Raw genomic sequence first — 21,875 nt, 5'->3', positions numbered from 1 at the left:
GCCACGGATCAGCCGCGGGGCGGACGGCCGGCGTGCAGCACCGTGCGCACGAGCAGGCCGGCGACCAGCGCCCAGAATGCCGCGCTCACCCCGAGAACGGCGATGCCGGAGGCGGCGACGAGGAACGTGACGACCGCGGGGAGGCGCTCGCCGGGGTCGTCGATCGCCTGCTGGACGGCCGCGCCGAAGGCGCCGAACAGCGCGAGTCCCGCGACCGCCGGGATGACCGCCGTCGGGGCGAGCGCGACGAGGGTCGCGAAGGCGGCGGAGAACGCCCCCAGCACGAGATAGGACGCCCCCGTGGAGACCCCGGCGAGCCAGCGCCGGTCGGGGTCGGGATCGGCGTCGGGGGACGCGGCGAGGGCCGCACTGATGGCGGCGAGGTTGATCGCGTGCCCGCCGGCCGGAGCGCTGACGGCCGTGCCGAGACCGGTCACGAGCATCGCCGGACGCCACGGGACCTCGTAGCCGAAGCTGCGCATGATCGCGATACCCGGCACGTTCTGCGACGCCATGGTCACGATGAACAGCGGCAGGGCGATGCCGACCAGGGCCCCGACCGTGAAGGCCGGCATCGTCAGCTCGAACCGTGGCAGGAGGACGGCCGGGTCGACCCGGGTCCCCGCGGAGACCAGCGACACGGCGACGACCGCGGCCGCGGCGACGAACGCCAGCGGCACGGCCCACCGGGGAGCCAGTCGGGCGAAGACCAGCCAGGTCAGCACCACCGGGACCACGCCCCAGGGGTTCGCGACGACCCCCGTGATCGGCGCGAGGCAGAGCGGCAGCAGCACCCCCGCCAGCATGGCCTGCGCGATCGACGGAGGGATCCGGGCGATCAAAGCTCCGAGCGCGGGCCAGAGCGCCGTGAGGAGGATGAAGGCCGCGGTCACGAGGAAGGCCCCGACCGCGGCGGGCCAGCCGCCCTCGACGCTGCCGGTCGCCACGAGCAGGGCGGCGCCAGGAGTGGACCACGCGGCCGTGATCGGCATCCGGTAGCGCCAGGCCAGCACGATGCAGGCGAGCCCCATCGCGAGGCTTACGGCGAGGAGTCCGCTGGCCGCCTGCGCCGCCGACGCGCCGACGGCATCGAGACCCGTGAGCACCACCGCGAACGAGCTCGTGAACCCCACGAGCGCCGTGACGATCCCGGCGACGATCGGACGGGACACGGGGGCGGCGGCGGGCATGGCTCCGAGAGTATCGCGGGGGAGCGGTGCGCCTCCGGTCAGGCCAGCCCCATCCGATGCGCGAGCACGACGGCCTGCACGCGGTCCCTGGCGCCGAGCTTCTGCAGGATGCGGGAGACGTGGGTCTTCACGGTGGCCTCCCCGATGAACAGGGCGCGGGCGATCTCGGCGTTGCTGCGGGCGTCGGCGAGCAGGGTCAGCACCTCGGCCTCCCGCTCGGTCAGCGGTTCCGCGAGGACGGGGGTCGCGGGCGTCTTCGTCACCGCGCGGGCGGGAGCGGCGCCGGTCTCCGGAGTCGCTCCGGCGAAGCGGGTGAGGACGCGGCGCGTCACCTCGGGTGCCAGCATGCCGTCCCCGGCCGCGAGAGCGCGCACCGCGGAGATGAGATCCTCGGCGCCCGCGTTCTTGAGGAGGAATCCGCTCGCGCCGGCTTCGAGCGCCTGATAGAGGTAGTCGTCGCGATCGAACGTCGTCACGATCGCGATCGCGGCGCTCACCGAGGGGTCGGCCACGAGGCGGCGCGTCGCCTCGATCCCGTCCATGTCGGGCATCTGCACGTCCATCGTGATCACGTCAGGGCGCAGGTCGGCGGCTTGCGCGACGGCCTCCGCCCCGGTCGAGGCCTCGCCGACGACGGTGATGTCGGGCTGGGTGTCGAGGATCGTGCGGAAGCCGGCGCGGAGGAGGGCATGGTCGTCGACGAGGAGCACCCGGATCGGCGCGGTCACCGTGCGGCCTCCGTCACGGGTGTGGCGAGCGGCACTCGCGCTCGCACCCGCACCCCGCCGGGCGCGCGCGGAGCGATCTCGAACGTACCGCCGGAGGCCGCCGCGCGCTCCCGCATCCCGAGCTGGCCGAGGCCGGGACGCAGCTGGGCGATGGCACGACCGGTGTTCACGACCTCGACCTCCACGCCGTCCTCGTCGTAGCGCACGCGCACGTCCGCAGTCGCCCCGGGCCCGGCGTGCCGACGGGCGTTGGTCAGCGACTCCTGCGCGATGCGGTAGAGGTTCACGGCGACGAGCGAGGGCACCGGCATCGGATCGCCGATCACGGCGTACGCGGTGGGGAGGCCGGCCTCGGTCGATGCCTCCGCCAGGGCGGCGATGTCGTCGAGGGAGACGGTCGATGCCGGCTCGGTCGTGTCGCCGCCGGGAGTGCGCAGCGTCTCCAGCAGCTGGCGCAGCTCCTGGATCGCGTCCCGCGCGGAGGACTCGATCCCGGAGAGGATGCGCGCCGACTGCGCCGGATCGCTCTCGAGCACGAGGCGCGCGGCGCCCGCCTGCACGCCCATGACCGATACATGGTGGGCGACGACGTCGTGCAGCTCTCGGGCGATCCGCACCCGGTCGAGGGCCACCGCCTGCGCCGCGGTGACCTCGCGCTCGCGCTCCAGCTCGCGGGTGCGCTCCTCCAGCACGGTGCGCTGCTCCGCAGCCGCCCAGGAGCGCTCGCCGAAGTAGTAGGCGCCGCCGAAGTACAGGACGTTGAGGAGGATCTGGATGAGCATGAAGGCCACATAGGGCGACATGGCACCGGCGACGACGTCCGCCTTGTCCGCCTCGCTGATGGCGTCGCGGTACATGGTGATGAGGAGCCACACGAACATGCCGACGATGATCGCGACACGGACGACCAGGGCCTTCCGGCGGTCGTTCATCCAGGCGCCGACCGTGTAGAGCGCGATGAACATCGCGATGTTGCCGACGTAGATCTCCGGTACCCGGATCGTCACCGCGGTGAAGTAGGCGAGCGACACCACGACGGCCACGGTGCCGGGCCAGCGCCGGCGGAAACCGAGCGGCGCCGCCACCACGACGGCGTAGACGAGGGCGGTCCACAGCGGAGCCTGTTCGTCGCCGTAGACCTGGGCGATGGAGGAGAGCGCCGCGCTGAGGATCGCGCCGACGAAGAGGACGAGCGCGAGGAGGAGGTCGCCGCGCTGGTCGCGCAGGGTCGGCGTCCGGGTGAAGGCCATCCCTCCACCGTAGGGCGGGGGCCGTCGTGCGGCATCCCCCGCGCGACGGAGACGGCCGCCTGTGATCTGCCTATTCCTTTCCGATGCGTCGATCGTCTACCTTCGGAGAAGGCGTTGCCGCGGGATCGGCAGAGCTCGAGGTCGACCGCGACAGCACCGGGCTGCGCCGGCCTCCTCCGGAGGGTGGGGACATGGCGCGACGACGCGCGTTCTTTCGGTCGATCATGGGCGGGGCCGCGGCCCTCGCACTCGCACTGGGCGGCGCGACCGCAGCCGATGCCGCGTCAGGGGGATCCCTGGCGGGGACGGTGACGGCGGCGGCGGACGGTTCGCCTCTCGCGGGCGTCACCGTCTCGGTGTCGACCGACGACGCGTCGGTCTTCGAGTCCACGATGACCGACGCCACGGGTGCGTACCTCGTGCCGGACCTTCCGGCGGGGGAGTATGTCGTGGCCTTCGATGCCTCCGGGACGGACTTCATCTCCGAGTTCTGGGACGATGCGTCGTCGCGGGAGGCCGCGCAGCGTCTCATCGTCGCCGAGGGAGAACCCGTCCACGGTGTCGACGCCGCCCTCACGCTCGGTGGGGCGATCGCCGGCTCCGTGATGCGGCAGGCCGACGGCTCGCCGCTCGAAGGCGTGACCGTGCGCGTGGACTCCGCCGACTTCTCCCGGTCGGATGTCGCGCAGACGGGCGCCGACGGGACCTATCGGATCGACGGTCTCCCTGCCGGCGATTATCGCGTCCGTTTCGATCCCGCCGAGCCGACGTTGGCCGGCGAGTTCTGGGACGACGCGTACGGAGACCGCAAGGCGACGGCCGTTCGCGTGACCGCGGGAGAGGACCGTGGGGGAGTGGATGCCCTCCTCGCCGAGCTCGGCGTCATCCAGGGGTCGATGACGTTGGCGATCGACGGCTCGCCCGTGGCCGGGTGGGTAACCGCGACCGACGACGCGACGGGAGCCTTGGCGCAGGCCGACGTCGCGCCGGACGGGTCGTACACCCTCTCCGTGCCGCCGGGGGAGTACGCGGTGGCGTTCGTTCCCAACGGCGGACGCGGCATCCCCGAGTACTGGAAGGATGCGCGGCAGGAGAAGGACGCGACCAGGATCGCCGTGGCCCCGGGGCAGGCCATCGCGGACATCGATGCGACTCTCGACGCGACCGGGATGATCACCGGCGTGGTGCGCACGTCGGGCGCGCTGTCCGGCGACGCGATCGTGGGGGCGTACATCGGGGACACCCTCGTCAGCATGGCCTACACGCAGCCCGACGGCTCGTACCGCCTGGCCGTCCCCGCCGGGACTTACATCGTGCGAGCCACGGCGAACGTGTACGACATGATCTTCGCGCCGCAGTTCTTTGACGGTGTCGCGACCCGGGCCGAGGCGACCCCTGTCGTGCTGGCCGCGGGCGGCGATCGCGCGGGAGTGGACTTCGACCTCGCGCCGGGCGGCGCGATCGACGGGACGGTGTCGACCGCGGGCGGTGCCGCGGTCTCCGGGGCGACGGTCACGGCCCTGCTCTGGACGGCGTCCGGCTGGCGGGACGTGGCGACGCTCGACACGGAGGGGCGATTCACTCTGGGTGGGAGAGCGGATCCCGAGGCTCCCGGTGGGTCGCTGCCCGCGGGGGTCTATACGCTGCGGGTGGAGATGCCCGGTTTCTGCACCGGGTACTTCGGCGGCGCACAGTCGCTCCTCGGGGCCGACACCTTCCGGGTGGAGCCCGGTGCCACCGTGTCGGGACGGGACGTCATGCTGTCCGCGGAGTGCACGGCGCCGTCAGTGTCGCCCGCGCTCACCCTCTCGCAGGCCTCGATCCTCGCCGGAGAAGTGCTGACGATCTCGGGATCGGGCTTCGCGCCCGGTGAGGCGGTCACGCTGGAGATCCGGTCGGAGCCGGCCGAACTCGGTCGGGCCGTGGCGGGGATCGACGGGGCGTTCTCGGACGACTTCCGCATTCCCGCGGGGTTCCCGGCCGGAACGCACACCGTGGTCGCGCTGGACGCGCAGCGGAATGTGGTGGCGAGCGTGCGGCTCGACATCGTCCCCGGCGCCTCGGGAGGCACGTCGGGAGAAGCCGTGGCACCGCCGCGGAACGAGGAGAACCTCGCCGCGACCGGCGGCGAGTTCCCGTCCTTCGCGCTGATGGTGGCGGTCGTGCTCCTCCTCGGCGGAGGAGCACTGCTCCGACGCCGTCGTCGGCACGGCTGAGGGGGATGCCGGGCGGGGGCCTGCCAGGATCGAGTGTGACCTCCTCGACGCGCCCGCGCCTGGCACCGCTCTACCTCGCCGGCTTCACCACCGCGTTCGGCGCGCACGGCATCGCTGCCGCCCTCGGCGCCGAGACCGAGGACATCGGCTGGACGCTGCTGGCCTTCGGCTTCACGCTCGCGCTGTACGACCTCGCCGAGGTGCTGCTCAAGCCGCTCTTCGGGGCGCTCAGCGACCGGGTCGGGGTGCGTCCCGTGATCCTCGGCGGTCTGCTGGCCTTCGCCGCGTTCTCGGTGGTCGGAGCGCTGGCCCCCGGCATGATCGGCCTCGTGATCGCGCGCTTCGGCCAGGGGGCGGCCGCTTCGGCGTTCTCGCCGGCCTCCTCCGCCGCGGTGGCGCGGTTGACGGACGAGGCGTCGCGTGGTCGGTACTTCGGCCGCTACGGCTCCTGGAAGAGTCTCGGATATGCGCTCGGCCCCCTGCTCGGTGCGGTGCTCGTGGTGGCGGGCGGGATCCCGGCACTGTTCTGGGCACTCGCCGTGCTCGGGCTGGCCGCGGCCGGATGGGTGCTGGTCGCCGTCCCGGCCGTGCCGGTGCTGCCCCGGAAACGGGTGACGCTCGTCGACCTCGGACGGGAGCTCCTCGCCCCGGGGTTTCTCGTCCCGACGTTGGTGCTGGCGGCCACGACCGGCGCGCTCGCCGTGGCCGTCGGCTTCCTGCCCCTGCTCGGGCGGGAGGCCGGACTCGGCACTGTGGGCAGCATGGCGATCGTCACGGTGCTCGCGGTCGTGTCGAGCATCGTGCAGCCCCTGGTCGGGGCGGCGCACGACCGCGGCCGGCTCTCGGTCCGCCTCGGCGCGGTCGGCGGGCTGCTTCTCATCGGCGTGGGCATAGGCCTCTCGGCCTTGTGGGTGACCCCGGTCGTGTTGTGCCTCACGGGTGTGCTGGTCGGTGCCGGGGTGGGGCTGGCCACGCCGGTGGCGTTCTCGCACCTCGCGGCATCGACGCCCGCCGAACGGATGGGGCGCACGATGGGCAGTGCGGAACTGGGCCGGGAGCTGGGCGACGCGGGTGGCCCGCTCGTCGCGGGGGCTGTGGCGACGGCGACGGTACCGGCGGTCGGGATCGGCGTGATCGCGGCGCTCACGGCGGGGGCGGGTGCCCTGGCTCTCCTCGGCCTGCGACCGCCGAGTGCCGAGGCGCGTCCGAACGGGGCCGACTGACCGCGGTGGCCCGGTTCAGGGGCCGAGCAGGCGCTCGATCACGCGGGCCACGCCGTCTTCGTCGTTGGTCGCGGCGGTCTCGTCCGCGGCCTCCTGCACGACGGGTTCCGCGTGTGCCATGGCCACGCCGTGACCGGCCCAGCGGAGCATCTCGACGTCGTTGAGAGCGTCTCCGAACGCCACGACATCGAAGCGATCGATGCCGAGGTGCGTGCAGAGGCGCGCGAGTCCCGTGGCCTTCGTGACGCCCTGCGCCATGACCTCGACGAACGGGGCGCCGGACAGCGTGGCCTCGAACCCGGTGAGCCCGAGGGAGCGCAGGGTCTCGAAGAGTGCGGCGGGCGCGAGCTCGGGGTGCCGGATCACGAGCTTGAGCGTCGGCGCGGCCAGCACCTCGTCCAGCGGCACGCCGCCCATCGTCGCGGGGTCACGCTTGTGATCGGACAGCTGCGCGATCGCCGCGTACCCGTGCTGTGCGACGAATGTCTCGCCGCCCTCCCGCACGCTCGCGAAGAGCAGGCCGGGGACGCTGGCGCGCAGCGCGTCGGCGAGAGTGCGCAGCGTCGCGGGCGGCAGCTCCTCGGCGAACAGCATGCGGCCCTCGGTGAGATGTGTCGCGTACGCACCGTTGCCGCACAGCGCCCACCCGTCGAAGCCGGCGTCGGCGGCGATCACGCGCAAGCCGATCGGCTGGCGGGCGGTGACGGGCACCACCGCGACGCCCGCGTCCCGCGCGGCGTCGAGCGCGGCACGGGTGCGCGGAGACACCGCGGACGAGCTGTCGAGCAGGGTGCCGTCGAGGTCGGTCGCGATCAGCCGCACGGGGTAGGTCCCTGAGCCTGTCGAAGGGTCAGGAGAAGATCATCGGCAGGTCGTCGTCGGCGTCGTCGCCGCCGAAGTCCAGATCGACCACCACGGGCACGTGGTCGCTGGGCTGCTCGCCCTTGCGCTCGTTGCGGTGGATCGACGCCCCGGTGACGGCATCGGCGAACGTCTTCGAGCCGAGGATGAAGTCGATCCGGATGCCCTCGTTGCGCGGGAACTTCAGCCGCTGGTAGTCCCAGTAGGTGTAACCCTCGGGGAGCAGCGGGCGCACGACGTCGGTCACGCCCGCGTCGGTCAGCGCGAAGAACGCGTCGCGCTCGGCGGGGGAGACGTGGGTGGAGCGGCCGACCACGATGTCGGGGTCGCCGTTGTCATGGTCGAACGGGATGATGTTGAAGTCGCCGACGAGGGCGAGCGGAAGGTCGGGATTCGCCGACAGCTCGGCCGCCGTGGACTGCTTGAGCTGCTCGAGCCAGTGCAGCTTGTAGACGTAGTGCGGGTCGTCGAGCGAGCGGCCGTTGGGCACGTACAGGCTCCAGACGCGCACGCCGTCGACCATGACGCCCAGAGCACGCGCCTCCTGCGGGGCATCGGGGCCCTCGTGGCCCTTCGCGAACCCGGGCATGCCCTCGAAGGCGGTGCGGACGTCGGTGATCGGCAGCCGGCTGGCGATGGCGACGCCGTTCCACTGATTCAGGCCGTGCACCTCGACGTGGTAGCCGGCCTCCTCGAAGGGCGCATACGGGAACTGCTCCGGCTTGCACTTCACCTCCTGCATCGCGAGCACGTCGATGTCTTCACGGACGGCGAACTCGACGGTGCGGGTGACGCGGGTGCGGATGGAGTTGACGTTCCAGGTGGCCAAGCGCATGCGTCCAGCCTAGGGTGTGCCTCCTACACTGGATGCCGTGACCGCACTCGACGCAGACCGCCAGACCCTCCTCGCCCTCATCACGGACGAGGCGGTGTTCCACGGCGATTTCACCCTCTCCAGCGGCAAGAAGGCGACGTACTACGTCGACATGCGCAAGCTCACCCTCGACCACCGCGCCGCTCCGGCCATCGGCCGCATCATGCTCGACCTGATCGCCGATCTCGACGTCGTCGCCGTCGGCGGTCTGACGCTCGGCGCCGACCCGATCGCGAACGCCGTCCTGCATGCCTCGGTCGGCACCGACCGTCCGCTCGACGCGTTCGTCGTGCGGAAGGAGCCGAAGGACCACGGCCGCGGTCGCCAGATCGAGGGCGCCGACGTGAAGGGCAAGCGCGTGGTCGTGCTGGAGGACACCTCGACCACCGGGCAGTCCGCGCTCAAGGCGGTCGAGGCGCTGCGCAAGGAAGGTGCGGAGGTCGTCGCGGTCGCGGTGATCGTCGACCGCAAGACCGGCGCGCAGGCCGCCATCGAGGCCGAGGGCCTGGAGTGGCGCGCGGCCTTCGACCTCGACGACCTCGGACTCGACCCGCAGTGACCCGCTATGCGCTGGCCGTCGACGTGGGCGGCACGAAGATGGAGGCCGCCCTCGTCGCCGACGACGGCACGCTCATCCCCGGCAGCCGCAGCCGGCAGCCCACCGGCCGCGAGGCGACGTCCGCGTCGTTGACGGCGGCGGTCGACGCGATCGTGCGGCATGCGCTCGCGGCCCTGCCCGCCGACGCGGAGCTCGTCGGCGCCGGGATCGGCAGCGCGGGTCCCGTGGATCGGACCCGCGGGGAGATCCTGCCGGTGAACATGCCCCTCGCGCGGGGGTTCGGCCTCGTCGATGCGGTCGCCCGTGCGGCCTCGACCGCACTCGGACGGGACGTCCCGGCGGTCCTGGGTCACGACGGCGGCGCGCTCGCGCTCGCGGAGTCGTGGCTGGGGGCGACGCAGCAGGCGGGAGCCTCCCTGTCGATCGTCGTGTCCACCGGCGTCGGCGGCGGTTTCGTCGTGGGCGGTGCGTATGTGCCCGGGGCGAGCGGCAACGCCGGGCACCTCGGGCAGGTGCGCCGCGAGGGCGGGCTCACTCTTGAGGAGATCGCCTCCGGACCTGCCAGTGCCGCCTGGGCGCGGGAGCAGGGCTGGTCCGGCGCGACCGGGGAGGACCTGGCCCGGGACGCCGAGGCCGGTGTCGCCGTCGCCCGCGCGGCGATCGAGCGCTCGGCCCGCGCCGTCGGGGAGGCACTGGCCGATGCCGCCACCCTCGTCGACCTCGACGTCGTCGCCATCGGCGGCGGCTTCTCGCGGGTGTCGGCGGACTACATCGACCTCGTCCAGCAGGCTCTCACCGCCAGCGCCGTGCACGAGTACTCCCGTCGCACCCGCGTCGTCCGCTCGGGCCTGGGCGACGAGGGGCCGCTGATCGGCGCCGCCGCCCTCGTCCTGCGCTGACGGGAGTGTCAGCCCCCTGACACGAGCAGGTGTCGCGGGGGCCCTTCGAGCCGGGCGACGGCGATCTTCAGATCCGTGACGTCCGCCGCCACCGCATCGATGCGTGCGCCGAGCTTCTCTTCGACGGTGTCGATGCGTGCGGTGAGCTTCTCTTCGACGGTGTCGATGCGTGTGGTGAGCTTCTCTTCGACGGAGTCGATGCGTGTGGAGAGCCGGTGGTCGACGGTGCCGAGACGCTCGTCGATGGGACGGATCATCCACGCCCCTGCCGCGAACAGGCTCGCGCCGAGGGTGAGCACGACGCCGATCGCGCTGACGATGATCGTGAGGGTGTCCGCGGACACGGTGCTCCCTTCCTCAGTGCGGGTGTGGCTTCGACGATACGTGGTCGCCGTGCGGGCGCCGGTCGGAATTCCGGCATCTGTGAAGAGGTCGCGTGCAGGCTCGATGGGGGAGGAAGAGTCGGTCACCGCAACGCCGGGACGGCGCGCCCGGAGTGCGACGCCACGAGCATGAGCACGGGGATGACCGCGCACAACACGGCGGACACGAGGAACGTGACGCTCGACGCCGGGTCGCGCCCGATCAGCAGGACGAGCGTCGGGACGAACGTGCCGCCGACCGCGCCGCAGGCCACGAGCGCCCCGGTGACCGCGGCGCTGCGGGCCGGATCGAGTCGGTCGAGCGCGAGGCCGAGGATGAGGCCGTAGCTCGGGGCCAGCAGGACCACCACGACGACCAGGATGAGCAGCGCCGCGACCGGCTGCTCGCCGAGGAGCACGCCGGCGAGCACCAGGAGGACGGCGGCAGCCCCCGTCGCGGTCGCCAGCAGGGCGAGCGGCGGAACCGCCGCGCGCCGGAGAGCGGCGGTGCCGAAGCGGCCGACGGCCATCAGCGCCCAGAAGGCCGAGGTGCCGAGGGCGGCGGTGGCGGGCTCGATCGCGAGCGCCCGCTCCGGGATCACGGCCGACCAGCCCGACAGGACGGTCTCCACGCCGACGTAGAGCGGCAGAGCCAGCGCGAAGGGGAGGAGGACGAGCAGGGAGCGTGCGTCCCGTCGCGCCGGGGCCTCGGTCGCACGGGCGAGAGTGCTGGCGCCGGCGAGCACCGCGACGGTCGCCAGGGGTACGGTCGCGAGCAGCGCCAGGGCCGGACGGGCGCCGGCCCCGAGCGCGACCACGAGCGGTGTGACGGCGGCGCACACGGCGACCGTGCCCATCAGGGCGCTCAGCACCCCGGTCGCGCTCCCCGTGCTGGCGGCCTTGGCTGCCACGGAGCCCGCGGCCTCGACGAGACCGAACCCGAGCCCCGCGAGCGCGGCGGCCGCGAGGAAGACGCCCGGATCCGTCGCGAGGGCGACACCGATGATGGCGGCCGCCTGCAGGAGGCTGCCCAGCACGAGCGTCGTCCGGGGCGGTCGGCGCACCAGGAGCGGACCCGACAGCAGCACGCCCACGAGCAGTCCCGCGAAGAGGAAGGGCACGGCGGCACTCAGGTCGGCGTCCGTCGCGTGCTCCGCGGACGGAAGGACGGCCGGGACGAACGCCGCGGTCACGCCGAGGCCGCCGAACGCCGTGAACAGCCCGACGCGGAGTCGGCTCGCGCTCATCTCAGGCACCGCCCGCGCGCACGTGATGCACGGCGGCGAAGGTGTCGCGGAGGGCCTCCATCGAGCGGTCGTAGTTGGACTGGGCGACCCCGATGAAGATGCAGTCGACGACCATGAGCTGGGCGATCCGGCTGCCCAGGGCCCCGGAGCGGAAGCCCGTCTCGCGCGCGGCGGTGGTCAGCACGATGTCGGCCTGACCGGCGAGCGGGGAGCCGGCGTGGTTGGTGATGGCGATGGTCGTCGCGCCCGCCTGCCGGGCGAGCAGGAGGAACTCGATGGTGTCGGTCGTGGCGCCCGTGTGCGAGACGGCGATCGCGACGTTCCCCGGCCCGAGGGTGGCGGCGGAGGTCCAGGCGGCGTGCGGGTCGGACCACTCCAACGCCGTCCGCCCGATCCGGGTGAGCTTGCGCTGGAGGTCGAGCCCGACGATGGAGCTCGCCCCCACGCCGAAGATGTCCACCCGGGTGGAGGAGGTGATCGCCTCGACCGTGGCGCGGAGCGCGTCGGTGTCGAGCACCTTGGCGGTGTCGGCGAGGGAGAGCGTCTCGGCGAGCGACACCTTCGCGACGATGTCGGCGAGGGTGTCGTTGCGGTCGATGTCGCCGGACACGGCGGGGAGCGCGGCGGTGTCGAAGGTCTCGCGTTCGACCTCCCGCAGCACGTGGTTGCGCAGCTCGCGCACATGCTCGTACCCGAGACGCTTGCAGAACCGCACGACGGACGTGGTCGAGGTGTCGCAGCGGTGCGCGAGCTCGGCGACGGAGAGCCCGGCGGTTCCGGCGGGGTCGGCGAGGAACAGGTCGGCGATGCGCTGCTCGCTCGGACGGAGTTCGGGGCGCAAGGCGCGCATCCGCACGAGCACGAGATGGGTGCCGGCGTCGTCGCGAGCGGCATCGTGGGGCATGGGGTCTCCGATCGGTGTTCATAACACTAGAGGAACTTCTGTTACATGCGTAGGTGCTTTCGTGTACTTTTGGTACTTACCCAGACCGACGATGTTCGCGGGGCATCAGGCAGCACCGCCTGATCCGAGCCAGGGCGACGCGGTCCCAGCCAGGAGGAAACAGCAATGAGCACAGCACGGTGGGCGTCTCTCGGCGCCCTCACCGCCACGGGCCTCGCCGCGGCGCTCGTCATCACCGGGTGTTCCGCACCGGCGTCGAACCCGTCCGACACCGGATCCGGATCCGCCGGCGGCGACCTGGTCATCGGCGTCACGAGCGATCCCGACACCCTCTTCCCGTGGAAGGCCACCCAGTTCCAGGCGGTCAACGTCCTGCAGAACCTGTACGGCACGCTGACCGAGTTCGACGAGGAGCTCAACGTCGTCCCGGGTCTCGCCGAGTCGTGGGACGTCTCCGAAGACGGCCTCACGGTCACCCTCCACCTCCGCGAGGGCGTCACGTTCGCGGACGGCAGCGCCTTCGACTCCGCCGACGTGAAGTACTCGCTGGACGCGATCGCCGATGAGGCGACCGCTGCCGTGGCCGCGAGCTCCCTCGCCTCGGTCGCCGCCGTCGAGGCCACCGACGAGAGCACCGTCACCCTCACTCTCAGTGCCCCCGATGCCGCGCTGCCCGCGAACCTCGCCGTCATCAACATGGCGATGCTCTCGTCGGACGACACCGAGGAGGCGCTCAACACCACCCCGAACGGCACCGGCCCGTTCGTGCTGGAGGACCGGAAGGCGAGCCAGTCGCTCACCCTCGCCAAGAACGAGGACTACTGGGGCGACACCGCGCTGCTCGACACCGTCGAGTTCCGCGTGATCCCCGACGAGTCGTCCATCGTCTCGGCGATGCAGTCCGGCAACGTGCAGCTGGCCGTGTTCGACGACCCGCTCGTCGCGCAGACGGCCGAGGGCGCGAACGTCGAGGTCGCCACCACCCCGCAGCTCAGCTACCACGCCCTGCAGCTGAACGCGCAGCGCGGCGACCTCGTCGACGTGAACGTCCGCCTTGCGATGCAGTGCGCGATCGACCGTCAGGAGGTGCTCGACACCGCCGCGCTCGGCGAGGGCGAGGTCACCGGTCCGATCACCTCTCCCGCGTTCAAGTCCGACCCCGACGCGCGCCCGTGCCCCGAGCGTGACCTCGACAAGGCGGCCGAGTACCTGAAGAAGGCCGGCAAGGAGGACGGCGTCACCGTCAAGACGATCGTGTCCCAGGGCGAGTACGCCACCTCCGTCAACGAGGCGCAGAACCTCAAGGCGCAGCTCGCCGACGCGAACATCACGCTCGACCTCGAGGTGCTCGAGTCCGGCGCGTTCGTGGACCGCTGGATCGCGGCCGACTTCGACGCCGCGGTCGCCCTCAACGGCGGACGCCCGGACCCGGACGGCATGTACGGCCGTTACTTCACCAGCACTGGCAACCTGAACCAGGTCGCGGGGTACTCCTCGCCCGAGCTCGACGCGCTCTTCGCCGAGGGACGCGAGACGGCCGACCCGGAGAAGCGCAAGGACATCTACGCGCAGGTCTCCGAGAACCTCGAGGACAACGCCGCCTGGATCTGGCTGTTCACCAGCTACACCTACACCGCGACGGCCTCGACCGTCGACGGCTTCACCCCGATGGCGAACGGCTCGCTGCAGTACCTGCGGACCACCTCCATCCAGTAGTGGAACGAGGGGGCGCGGACGTCCGCGCCCCCTCGGCTCCCCGACGACAGGCACCTCTCCCACGCGCATGTTCAGACAGCTCCTCCGCAACAGCGTGCTGCGACGCATCCTCGCAGCCCTCGGCACCCTTTTCGGCGTCGCCGTCTTCGTCTTCCTGATGCTGCGCGCCATCCCCGGCGACCAGATCAGCTCCGGCCTCGGCACCGAGGCGGCCGCGCTCACTCCGGCGCAGCGTGCCGCGCTCGAGGCGTACTACGGTCTCGACCAGCCGCTCGTCGTGCAGTTCTTCTCCTGGCTCGGCAACATCTTCACCGGCAACCTCGGCTTCTCCTCTCGGGCGCAGACCAGCGTGCTCGAGCTCACCGCCGCCGCGCTGCCGGTCACCTTCGAGCTCGCGATCTTCTCGATCGTCATCGCGCTCGCCATCGGCATCCCGCTCGGCATGCTCTCCGCCTCGAAGCCCGACTCGTTCCGTGACGGCGTCGGTCAGGTCGTCGGCCTCGCCGGCCTCTCCATCCCCGCGTTCCTGCTCGGCACGGCGCTGCTGGCGATCCTCGCGCAGTCCCTCGGCTTCAACCCGAACGGCCAGGGCTACGCGCGGCTCTTCGACGACCCCGCTCTGAACCTCCAGCAGATGCTCCTGCCGTCGATCGTGCTCGGCTTCGGCATCGCGGCACCGATCATGCGCACCACGCGCACCGCGGTCCTGGAGATCCGTGCCAACGACTTCATCCGCACCGCGAAGGCCAAGGGCGTGCCGCCCCGCCGCCTCCAGGTACGCCATGTGCTGGGCAACGCGCTGGTCCCCATCGTCACCATGACCGGTCTGCAGTTCGGCTACCTGCTGGGCGGCGCGGTCGTGGTGGAGCAGATCTTCTCGCTCCCCGGCATCGGCCGCCAGGTGCTGCTCGGCATCCAGCAGAAGGAGTACGCGCTCGTGCAGAGCACCGTCCTGGTGATCGCGCTCGCCTTCGTCATCGTCAACCTGCTCACCGACCTGCTCTACCGGGTCATCGATCCCCGGGTGCGTGCCGCATGACCGACATCTCTCAGACCCCGGCCCTCGCTCCCGGCGGCGGGCGCACCATGGAGCGCGTGCGTCTCCTGCTGCGCAGCCGCAGTGGTCTCGCCGGCCTCATCATCGTCGTCCTGCTCGCGGTGCTGAGCCTCGTCTCGGCGTTCGGCCTGCTGCCGTTCGACCCGCTCGCGCAGGACCCGCCGTCCCGGCTGCAGCCGCCGTCCGCGGTGCACTGGTTCGGCACCGACCAGTTCGGCCGCGACGTGTTCTCGCGGGTGGCAGCCGGTGTCGCCAACTCGGCGCTCATCTCCGTGGTCGCCGTGGCGTTCGCGACCGTGGTCGGCACGGTCTGCGGACTCATCGCCGGTTTCTACCGCGGCTTCTCCGACGGGGCGATCACCGCGGTCACCAACGTGCTGTTCGCGTTCCCGCCGCTGCTGCTCGCCCTGTCGCTCGCCTCGGTGTTCGACCGCAACTGGTTCACGATCGCCGTGGCCATCGCGATCGTCTACGTGCCGATCTTCATCCGCGTGACCCGCGGCCCCGTGCTGTCGCTGCGCGAGGTGGAGTACGTTAAGGCGGCCAAGAGCACGGGGCAGAGCCGCATGGCGACCATGTTCCGCCACGTGCTGCCGAACATCACCTCGATCATCATCGTGCAGGTCACGCTCTCCCTCTCGTGGGCGGTGCTCACGGAGGCGTCGCTGAGCTTCCTCGGACTCGGGACTCCGCCGCCCGCACCGTCGCTCGGCTCGATGATCTTCGAGGCGCGGACCCTCGTCACGATCGCCCCGTGGACGATGATCGCCCCCGGGGTGATCGTCGTGCTCCTCGTCGTCGGCCTGAACCTGCTGGGCGACGGGCTGCGCGACAGCCTCGACCCGCGGAACCGGGGCAAGCGATGATCGCGGAAGACCTCGGCGCCCTCGCCACCGAGGCGAGCGACCCCCGGTACGCCCGCCTCGATCAGATGAGCGTGGCCGAGCTCGCGCAGACCATGAACGAGGCCGACGCCACGGTGCCCGCGGCCGTGCAGCGCGCTCTCCCGCAGATCGTCCCGGCGATCGAGCAGACGGCCGCGCGTATGGCGCAGGGCGGACGCCTGGTGTACGTCGGCGCAGGCACCCCCGGACGCATCGGCGTGCTCGACGCCTCCGAGTGCCCGCCCACGTTCAGCACCCCGCCGGAGCTGGTGTTCGCGATCATGGCCGGCGGTCCCGGCGCGATCGTGAACCCCGTCGAAGGCGCGGAGGACGACGCGGAGGCGGGTGCCGCGGCCATCGACGCCGCGGACATCGGCCCGCTCGACACCGTGATCGGCATAGCCTCCAGCGGCCGCACGCCGTACGTGGTCGCCGCCGTCCGACGGGCGCGGGAGCGCGGGGCGCTCAGCGTGGGCCTGTCGTGCAACACCGGCACCGCGCTGAGCGCGGTCGCCGAGCACGGCATCGAGGTCGAGGTCGGCCCCGAGGTGCTCGCCGGCTCCACGCGCCTCAAGTCCGGCACGGCGCAGAAGCTCGTCCTGAACATGTTCTCGACAATCGCGATGGTCCGGAACGGCAAGGCCTACGGCAACCTGATGGTCGACGTGAAGGCCACGAACCACAAGCTCCGCGAGCGCGCGATCCGCATGGTGCGGACGATCGCCGACGTCGACCGCGACACGGCGGCCGCCGCGCTGGAGAGCGCAGGGTGGGACGTGAAACTCGCCACGATCATGATCCGCCGCGGGGAGGACCTCGCCGCGGCCACCGACCGACTCGCGGCGGCCGACGGCCGTCTGCGTACCGCACTGGAGGAGAACTGATGCGCGTCCTGGGACTGATCTCCGGCACCTCGCACGACGGGATCGACGCCGCCGTCGTCGACTTCGCCACCAACGGGGGGTTCACGGCGCACGGCGTCGACCTCCGGGGCACGGTGCTCGCCTCCACCAGCGTCCCCTACGATCCCGAGCTGCGGGCACGCCTCATCGCCGCGCTCCCTCCGGCGCAGACCACCCTGGCCGAGGTGGCCGAGCTCGATACCCTCATCGGGCAGGCGTTCGCCGACGTCGCAGCCGAGGTCGCGGCCGAGGTCGGCGGCGTCGACGCGGTGTGCTCGCACGGCCAGACCGTCTACCACTGGGTCGACGGCGCCCACGCCCTCGGCACCCTCCAGATCGGGCAGCCCGCCTGGATCGCCGAGAAGACCGGTGTGCCCGTCGTCTCCGACATCCGTATCCGCGACATCACCGCGGGCGGCCACGGCGCTCCGCTCGTGTCGTTCCTCGACGAGCTGCTGCTCCGTGGCCGCGCCGGCGTCTCGGCGGCGCTCAACCTCGGCGGCATCTCCAACATGACCGTCGTCCGCCCGGACGGCCTCGTCGCCTACGACATCGGCCCCGCGAACGCCCTGGTCGACGCGGTCATCGTCGCGCACGACCTCAACCCGCTCGGCTATGACGACGATGCGGCGATCGCCCGGACGGGACGGGTCGACCAGGCGCTGCTGGACGCCATGCTCGCGGACCCGTACTACGCCCTCACCCCGCCGAAGAGCACGGGCAAGGAGCACTTCCACCTCGCCTACGTGCAGGAGCACCTCGCGGCGCAGGGACGTGAGATCGCGGTCGCCGACGTCGTGCGCACGCTCACCGAGCTCACGGTCCGCACGGTCGCCCGCGACGTCGAGGCCGCCGGGATCGGCTTCCTCGCGGTGTCCGGCGGCGGCTGCCGCAACCCGCTGATCCTGGACGGGCTGCGGACCGCGCTGCCGCAGACCGAGGTCGTCCTGGCCGACGAGCTCGGCGCCCCCGCCGACAGCAAGGAGGCCATCCTCCTCGCGCTCATCGGCTGGTCGACCCTGCACGGCGTCCCCGCGATCGTCCCCGGCGGGACCGGGGCGCGCGAGCCGCGCATCCTCGGCACGATCACGCCCGGCGCCGGTCCGCTGCAGATGCCAGAGCCGGTCGCGGCCATCGACTCCCTCGCCCTCACGGAGGCGGCGGGATCGTGACCGTCGTCGAGCGGATGCGCGTGCTGCGGGTGCCTTCGCCCCTGGCGCGTCCCTTCGTCACGGCCGTCCGTCGCACGGACCACCTCGATGTCGTGCTCGTGGAGGTGACCGACGCCGACGGCCGCCGCGGATACGGGGAGGCCGCGACGAGCTGGCGTGTCACGGGGGAGAGCCCGGAGAGCGTGACGGCCGTGGTCGCCGGTCCCTTCGCCGACGCCGTGCTCGGGCGCTCCGTCGACGACCCCGGGCTGCCGGATGCCCTCGCCGCGGCGGCCTGGGGCAACGCCGCCGCCCGCAGTGCGGTGGCCTGCGGGGTCGTCGACCTCGCCGCGCAGCACCGGGACGAGCCGCTCGCGCAGACGCTCGCCCCGCACGCAGACGCGCCCGCGCGCATCCGTACCGACATGACGCTGTCGGTGGCGGAGCCGGCCGCACTGGCCGCGACCGCCGTCGAGCATGCGGCGGCGGGATTCCGCTGCCTCAAGATCAAGGCGTCCCGCGAACACGACACGGTCGCGGGTCTCCTGGCCGTCCGCTCCGCCGTCGGTGCCGACATCACCCTGCGCGTGGACGCGAACCAGGCATGGGACGCCGAGACCGCGATCCGCGTCATCCGGGCGGCGGAGGACGCCGGTCTCGGACTCGAACTCGTCGAGCAGCCCGTCGCCGCGCGCGACCTCGATGCGCTGGCCGTGGTGACCGCCGCCGTCGACACGCCGATCATGGCGGACGAGTCGGTCCGCACCGCGCAGGATGTCCGCGACATCGCCGCGCGCGCAGCCGCCGGGCTCGTGAACGTCAAGCTCGCCAAGACCGGCGGGCTCCGCGAGGCGCTCGCGTGCGTGCAGGCCGCCCGCTCCGCCGGACTCGGCGTCGTCGTCGGCTGCATGATGGAGTCGCACGTCGGGGTGGCCGCCGCCGCGCACCTCGCCGCCGCGGTCGCCCCGGACGTCGTGCACGACCTCGACGCCGCATCATGGCTGCGCCGGTCGCCGGTGACCGGTGGGCTGACCGCCGACGCGGAGTGGCTCACCCTCGCCCCGGCCGCAGGACTGGGGATCACCGGGATCGCCCCCGATGCCGAGGTGCTGCTCGACCGCTCCCGGACCGGAGCTCTCGCATGAGTGCCGCCGAGGCGATCGCCGCAGTCCTCGCCGGGCCGACCGCGCCGCGCGGAGCCGTCGCCGGTGTCGCCACCCGCATGGGCCGGGACACGGCCGCCGGCGGCCTCGCCGATCTCGCGGGGACGCCGGTCACGACGGACACGGCGTTCGACCTCGCCTCGGTCACCAAGGTCGCGGCGACCACCACCGCGATCCTCCGGCTGGTCTCCCGGGGCGACCTCCGGTTCGACGATCCGGTGGACCGCTTCGTCCCCGGAACCGCCTGCGCCCCCGGGACGACCGTGCGGCACCTGCTCCTGCACCGGGCGGGGCTCTGGGAGTGGCAGCCGCTCTACCTCGACGGCACGAACGCCGACGGCGCGGCCGCCGCCGACGCGCTCCCGCTCCGCTACGGCGTGGACGAAGGACGGCACTATTCCGACCTGGGCTTCCTGATCCTCGGACGGATCATCGCCGCCGCGACCGGCCTCCCCCTCGACGCCGCCGTGCGCGAGCTCGTGACCGCGCCGCTCGGTCTCACGCGCACGGGCTACGGGCCCGTCCCCGGTCCGGTCGCGTCGTCCACGGGCGACGGCGATGCCGCCGAGCGACGGATGGTCGCCACCGGCACCCCCTACCCGATCCTCACCTCTCGCCGGCACTTCCCCTGGCGCGAGGGCGAGATCACCGGCGTCGTCAACGACGGCAACTGCTTCCACGCCCTGCACGGCGTCTCCGGGCACGCCGGCCTGTTCGGCACGGTCGACGAGCTGCTGACCCTCGGCGTCGCGCTCGCCGCCCCCGAGTCGCACCCCGAGCTGTGGGATCCGGCGCTCGTGGCCGAGCTGTTCCGCGACGGCCCCGACCCCGGGCAGGCCCTCGGCTGGCGCAGCGACACCGTGACGGCGGACGGGCGCCCGACCCGGGTGCTCTGGCATCCCGGCTACACCGGATGCGCGCTGGGCGTGGTCCCCGCCACCGGAACCGCCGTCGTCCTCCTCGCGAACCGGCTGTTCGCCGGCGAGATCGCCCCCACCGAGACCCTGTGGCGCGCAGCGCTGCCCGCACTCCTGGACCCCGAAGGAACGAGTACCCCATGAGCACCACTCCGCCCATGCTGAGCATCGACGGCCTCGCGGTCGCCTTCCGGACCGGCTCCGAGCTGGTCACCGCCATCAGCGACATCTCGATCGACATCGCCGCCGGGGAGACGGTCGCCGTGGTCGGCGAGTCCGGCTCCGGGAAGTCCACCACGGCGGCCGCGGTCAACCGCCTACTGCCGGAGAACGGCGTCATCACGGCGGGCAGCATCCGCTTCGACGGCCGCGAGCTCACCGACCTCCCCGAGAACGCGATGGTGTCGCTCCGCGGGGCCGGCATCGGCCTCGTGCCGCAGGATCCGATGTCGAACCTCAACCCCCTCCTGCGCGTCGGGGAGCAGATCGGCGAGGCCCTCAAAGTCCACGGGCACACCAGCGGAGACGCGACGAAGGCCCGTGTGGTCGAGCTGCTGGAGATGGTCGGGATCCCCGATGCCGCCCGTCGGGCGACCCAGTACCCGCACGAGTTCTCCGGGGGCATGCGGCAGCGTGTGCTCATCGCGATGGGGCTCGCCTGCAAGCCGCGGCTGCTCATCGCCGACGAGCCCACCTCGGCGCTCGACGTCACCGTGCAGCGGCGGATCCTCGACCAGCTCGACCAGCTGACCGACGAACTGGGCACCGCGGTGTTCCTCATCACCCACGACCTCGCCCTCGCCGCGGAGCGCGCCGACCGGATCGTCGTGATGTTCCGTGGCCACGTCGTCGAGGAGGGGACATCGGCGGAGGTTCTCGGGAACCCGCAGCACGAGTACACCCGGCAGCTGCTCGCGGCCGCGCCGAGCCTCGCGTCCCGCCGCGACGCCCTGCCGGCGCGCGAGGTCGCGGCCGACGCCGTGCCCTTCGTCGAGATCCGGGACCTGCGCAAGGAGTTCCCGCTCCGGAACGCGAAGGCCGGGGAGCCGCAGACCTTCACGGCGGTCGACGGCGTGAGCTTCTCGATCCGCCGCGGCACGACCGTGTCCATCGTGGGCGAGTCGGGCTCGGGCAAGTCCACGACGGCGAACATGGTGCTCGGTCTGGAGGACGCGACCTCCGGGTCCATCCTCTTCGACGGCACCGACCTCACGACCCTCCGCCGAAAGGAGCTGTTCGCGCTGCGCCGCCGCGTGCAGCCCGTGTTCCAGAACCCCTACGCCTCGCTCGACCCGCGGTACACCGTGGAGCAGTCGATCGCCGAGCCGCTGCGCGTGCACAGGATCGGCACCGCCGCTTCCCGGCACGCCCGCGTCCTGGAGCTCCTGGAGCAGGTCGCCCTGCCCGCGGCCATGGCCGAGCGGCTGCCGCACGAGCTCTCCGGCGGACAGCGGCAGCGCGTCGCGATCGCCCGCGCCCTGGCCCTGGAGCCCGAGCTCGTCGTGCTGGACGAGGCGGTCTCCGCGCTCGACGTGCTGGTGCAGGCGCAGATCCTCGACCTCCTCGCCGACCTGCAGAAGCGCCTCGGGCTCAGCTACCTCTTCATCAGCCACGACCTGGCCGTCGTGCGCATGATCTCCGACGAGGTGCACGTGATGCAGCGCGGCGTCGTGGTCGAGAGCGGCACCCCGGAGAGCATCTTCGACACGCCGCAGCATCCGTACACCCGGGAGCTGCTCGCCGCGATCCCCGGGGCGTCGCTCGCCTCCTGA

Annotated in this window: 20 protein-coding genes; 12 read left to right on the top strand and 8 right to left on the bottom strand. The window is 72.4% G+C overall.

The genetic code is table 11. The annotated features are described in order from the left end of the window. Window positions 1–8: 8 nt before the first annotated feature. Genes BV453_RS06030 through BV453_RS06020 form a run of 3 tightly spaced genes read right to left on the bottom strand, consistent with a single transcriptional unit; the run spans window position 9 to window position 3,168 of the window. Complete coding sequence (locus BV453_RS06030) at window positions 9–1,190, bottom strand: benzoate/H(+) symporter BenE family transporter (protein WP_249521130.1); 1,182 nt, start codon at window positions 1,188–1,190, stop codon at window positions 9–11. A gap of 38 nt (window positions 1,191–1,228) precedes the next feature. Then, window positions 1,229–1,918: a response regulator transcription factor gene (locus BV453_RS06025; protein ID WP_249521129.1), complete on the bottom strand. Its 690-nt coding sequence runs from the start codon at window positions 1,916–1,918 to the stop codon at window positions 1,229–1,231. Further along, window positions 1,915–3,168 carry a sensor histidine kinase gene (locus BV453_RS06020; protein WP_249521128.1) on the bottom strand — a complete coding sequence of 418 codons (1,254 nt, stop codon included), beginning with the start codon at window positions 3,166–3,168 and terminating at the stop codon, window positions 1,915–1,917. The genes BV453_RS06025 and BV453_RS06020 overlap by 4 nt, the downstream gene beginning before the upstream one ends. 191 nt (window positions 3,169–3,359) lie before the next feature. Here BV453_RS06020 and BV453_RS06015 point away from each other — a divergent pair, with 191 nt between their 5' ends. Next, window positions 3,360–5,384, top strand: coding sequence for a collagen binding domain-containing protein (locus BV453_RS06015; RefSeq protein ID WP_249521127.1), 2,025 nt, complete (start codon window positions 3,360–3,362; stop codon window positions 5,382–5,384). A gap of 35 nt (window positions 5,385–5,419) precedes the next feature. Continuing rightward, the gene (locus BV453_RS06010) at window positions 5,420–6,607 is read left to right on the top strand and encodes an MFS transporter (protein ID WP_249521126.1); all 1,188 of its coding nucleotides are present in this window, start codon (window positions 5,420–5,422) and stop codon (window positions 6,605–6,607) included. A 15-nt stretch (window positions 6,608–6,622) separates the two neighbouring features. On the opposite strand, the gene BV453_RS06005 is transcribed toward BV453_RS06010, so the two are convergent. Beyond that, window positions 6,623–7,429, bottom strand: a complete 807-nt coding sequence (locus BV453_RS06005) for an HAD family hydrolase (protein WP_249521125.1) — start codon at window positions 7,427–7,429, stop codon at window positions 6,623–6,625. Between the two features lie 28 nt (window positions 7,430–7,457). Then, window positions 7,458–8,303 carry an exodeoxyribonuclease III gene (locus BV453_RS06000; RefSeq protein WP_249521124.1) on the bottom strand — a complete coding sequence of 282 codons (846 nt, stop codon included), beginning with the start codon at window positions 8,301–8,303 and terminating at the stop codon, window positions 7,458–7,460. Window positions 8,304–8,340: 37 nt separating this feature from the next. On the opposite strand from BV453_RS06000, the gene pyrE reads away from it, so the two are divergent. Next, window positions 8,341–8,901 (top strand): orotate phosphoribosyltransferase, encoded by a 561-nt coding sequence (gene pyrE / locus BV453_RS05995; protein WP_025104912.1) that lies wholly within the window; start codon window positions 8,341–8,343, stop codon window positions 8,899–8,901. Beyond that, window positions 8,898–9,800 carry an ROK family protein gene (locus tag BV453_RS05990; protein WP_249521123.1) on the top strand — a complete coding sequence of 301 codons (903 nt, stop codon included), beginning with the start codon at window positions 8,898–8,900 and terminating at the stop codon, window positions 9,798–9,800. Before pyrE ends, BV453_RS05990 begins: the two co-directional genes overlap by 4 nt. 8 nt (window positions 9,801–9,808) lie before the next feature. On the opposite strand, the gene BV453_RS05985 is transcribed toward BV453_RS05990, so the two are convergent. The 3 genes from BV453_RS05985 to BV453_RS05975 all read right to left on the bottom strand — a co-directional run bounded on the left by BV453_RS05985 (window position 9,809) and on the right by BV453_RS05975 (window position 12,313). Then, the gene (locus tag BV453_RS05985) at window positions 9,809–10,144 is read right to left on the bottom strand and encodes a hypothetical protein (RefSeq protein WP_249521122.1); all 336 of its coding nucleotides are present in this window, start codon (window positions 10,142–10,144) and stop codon (window positions 9,809–9,811) included. 122 nt (window positions 10,145–10,266) lie between these two features. After that, on the bottom strand, window positions 10,267–11,409 hold the full coding sequence (locus BV453_RS05980) for a sugar MFS transporter (protein WP_249521121.1): 1,143 nt from the start codon (window positions 11,407–11,409) through the stop codon (window positions 10,267–10,269). 1 nt (window position 11,410) lies between these two features. After that, entirely contained in the window at window positions 11,411–12,313 is a 903-nt protein-coding gene (locus BV453_RS05975; RefSeq protein WP_085605640.1) for a MurR/RpiR family transcriptional regulator, read from the bottom strand. A 165-nt stretch (window positions 12,314–12,478) separates the two neighbouring features. Between BV453_RS05975 and BV453_RS05970 the strand changes: the two genes are divergently transcribed. The 8 genes from BV453_RS05970 (at window position 12,479) to BV453_RS05935 (ending at window position 21,875) form a co-directional block, all read left to right on the top strand. Continuing rightward, the gene (locus BV453_RS05970) at window positions 12,479–14,029 is read left to right on the top strand and encodes an ABC transporter substrate-binding protein (protein WP_249521120.1); all 1,551 of its coding nucleotides are present in this window, start codon (window positions 12,479–12,481) and stop codon (window positions 14,027–14,029) included. A gap of 67 nt (window positions 14,030–14,096) precedes the next feature. Continuing rightward, complete coding sequence (locus BV453_RS05965) at window positions 14,097–15,068, top strand: ABC transporter permease (RefSeq protein ID WP_025104906.1); 972 nt, start codon at window positions 14,097–14,099, stop codon at window positions 15,066–15,068. Next, the gene (locus BV453_RS05960; protein WP_025104905.1) at window positions 15,065–15,952 is read left to right on the top strand and encodes an ABC transporter permease; all 888 of its coding nucleotides are present in this window, start codon (window positions 15,065–15,067) and stop codon (window positions 15,950–15,952) included. The genes BV453_RS05965 and BV453_RS05960 overlap by 4 nt, the downstream gene beginning before the upstream one ends. Beyond that, window positions 15,949–16,854, top strand: coding sequence for an N-acetylmuramic acid 6-phosphate etherase (murQ, locus tag BV453_RS05955; RefSeq protein ID WP_085605635.1), 906 nt, complete (start codon window positions 15,949–15,951; stop codon window positions 16,852–16,854). The genes BV453_RS05960 and murQ overlap by 4 nt, the downstream gene beginning before the upstream one ends. Then, on the top strand, window positions 16,854–18,044 hold the full coding sequence (locus BV453_RS05950; RefSeq protein ID WP_249521119.1) for an anhydro-N-acetylmuramic acid kinase: 1,191 nt from the start codon (window positions 16,854–16,856) through the stop codon (window positions 18,042–18,044). Before murQ ends, BV453_RS05950 begins: the two co-directional genes overlap by 1 nt. Then, the gene (locus BV453_RS05945; RefSeq protein WP_249521118.1) at window positions 18,041–19,168 is read left to right on the top strand and encodes an enolase C-terminal domain-like protein; all 1,128 of its coding nucleotides are present in this window, start codon (window positions 18,041–18,043) and stop codon (window positions 19,166–19,168) included. Before BV453_RS05950 ends, BV453_RS05945 begins: the two co-directional genes overlap by 4 nt. After that, window positions 19,165–20,247: a serine hydrolase gene (locus tag BV453_RS05940; protein WP_249521117.1), complete on the top strand. Its 1,083-nt coding sequence runs from the start codon at window positions 19,165–19,167 to the stop codon at window positions 20,245–20,247. The genes BV453_RS05945 and BV453_RS05940 overlap by 4 nt, the downstream gene beginning before the upstream one ends. Further along, window positions 20,244–21,875 carry an ABC transporter ATP-binding protein gene (locus BV453_RS05935; RefSeq protein ID WP_249521116.1) on the top strand — a complete coding sequence of 544 codons (1,632 nt, stop codon included), beginning with the start codon at window positions 20,244–20,246 and terminating at the stop codon, window positions 21,873–21,875. The genes BV453_RS05940 and BV453_RS05935 overlap by 4 nt, the downstream gene beginning before the upstream one ends.

This window comes from Microbacterium sp. ER1 (genome assembly GCF_023383675.1).
Classification (GTDB): Bacteria; Actinomycetota; Actinomycetes; order Actinomycetales; family Microbacteriaceae; genus Microbacterium.
The sequence above is the reverse complement of the archived record's forward strand: the minus strand, read 5'-3'. Positions and strand labels throughout refer to the sequence as shown.

What these genes read in the sequence shown, in the direction of transcription:
- BV453_RS06030 (WP_249521130.1), bottom strand. Translation starts at nt 1,190, where the DNA reads ATGCCCGCCGCCGCCCCCGTGTCCCGTCCGATCGTCGCCGGGATCGTC.
- BV453_RS06020 (WP_249521128.1), bottom strand. Translation starts at nt 3,168, where the DNA reads ATGGCCTTCACCCGGACGCCGACCCTGCGCGACCAGCGCGGCGACCTC.
- BV453_RS06015 (WP_249521127.1), top strand. Translation starts at nt 3,360, where the DNA reads ATGGCGCGACGACGCGCGTTCTTTCGGTCGATCATGGGCGGGGCCGCG.
- BV453_RS06000 (WP_249521124.1), bottom strand. Translation starts at nt 8,303, where the DNA reads ATGCGCTTGGCCACCTGGAACGTCAACTCCATCCGCACCCGCGTCACC.
- BV453_RS05980 (WP_249521121.1), bottom strand. Translation starts at nt 11,409, where the DNA reads ATGAGCGCGAGCCGACTCCGCGTCGGGCTGTTCACGGCGTTCGGCGGC.
- BV453_RS05975 (WP_085605640.1), bottom strand. Translation starts at nt 12,313, where the DNA reads ATGCCCCACGATGCCGCTCGCGACGACGCCGGCACCCATCTCGTGCTC.
- BV453_RS05970 (WP_249521120.1), top strand. Translation starts at nt 12,479, where the DNA reads ATGAGCACAGCACGGTGGGCGTCTCTCGGCGCCCTCACCGCCACGGGC.
- BV453_RS05965 (WP_025104906.1), top strand. Translation starts at nt 14,097, where the DNA reads ATGTTCAGACAGCTCCTCCGCAACAGCGTGCTGCGACGCATCCTCGCA.
- BV453_RS05960 (WP_025104905.1), top strand. Translation starts at nt 15,065, where the DNA reads ATGACCGACATCTCTCAGACCCCGGCCCTCGCTCCCGGCGGCGGGCGC.
- murQ (WP_085605635.1), top strand. Translation starts at nt 15,949, where the DNA reads ATGATCGCGGAAGACCTCGGCGCCCTCGCCACCGAGGCGAGCGACCCC.
- BV453_RS05950 (WP_249521119.1), top strand. Translation starts at nt 16,854, where the DNA reads ATGCGCGTCCTGGGACTGATCTCCGGCACCTCGCACGACGGGATCGAC.
- BV453_RS05940 (WP_249521117.1), top strand. Translation starts at nt 19,165, where the DNA reads ATGAGTGCCGCCGAGGCGATCGCCGCAGTCCTCGCCGGGCCGACCGCG.
- BV453_RS05935 (WP_249521116.1), top strand. Translation starts at nt 20,244, where the DNA reads ATGAGCACCACTCCGCCCATGCTGAGCATCGACGGCCTCGCGGTCGCC.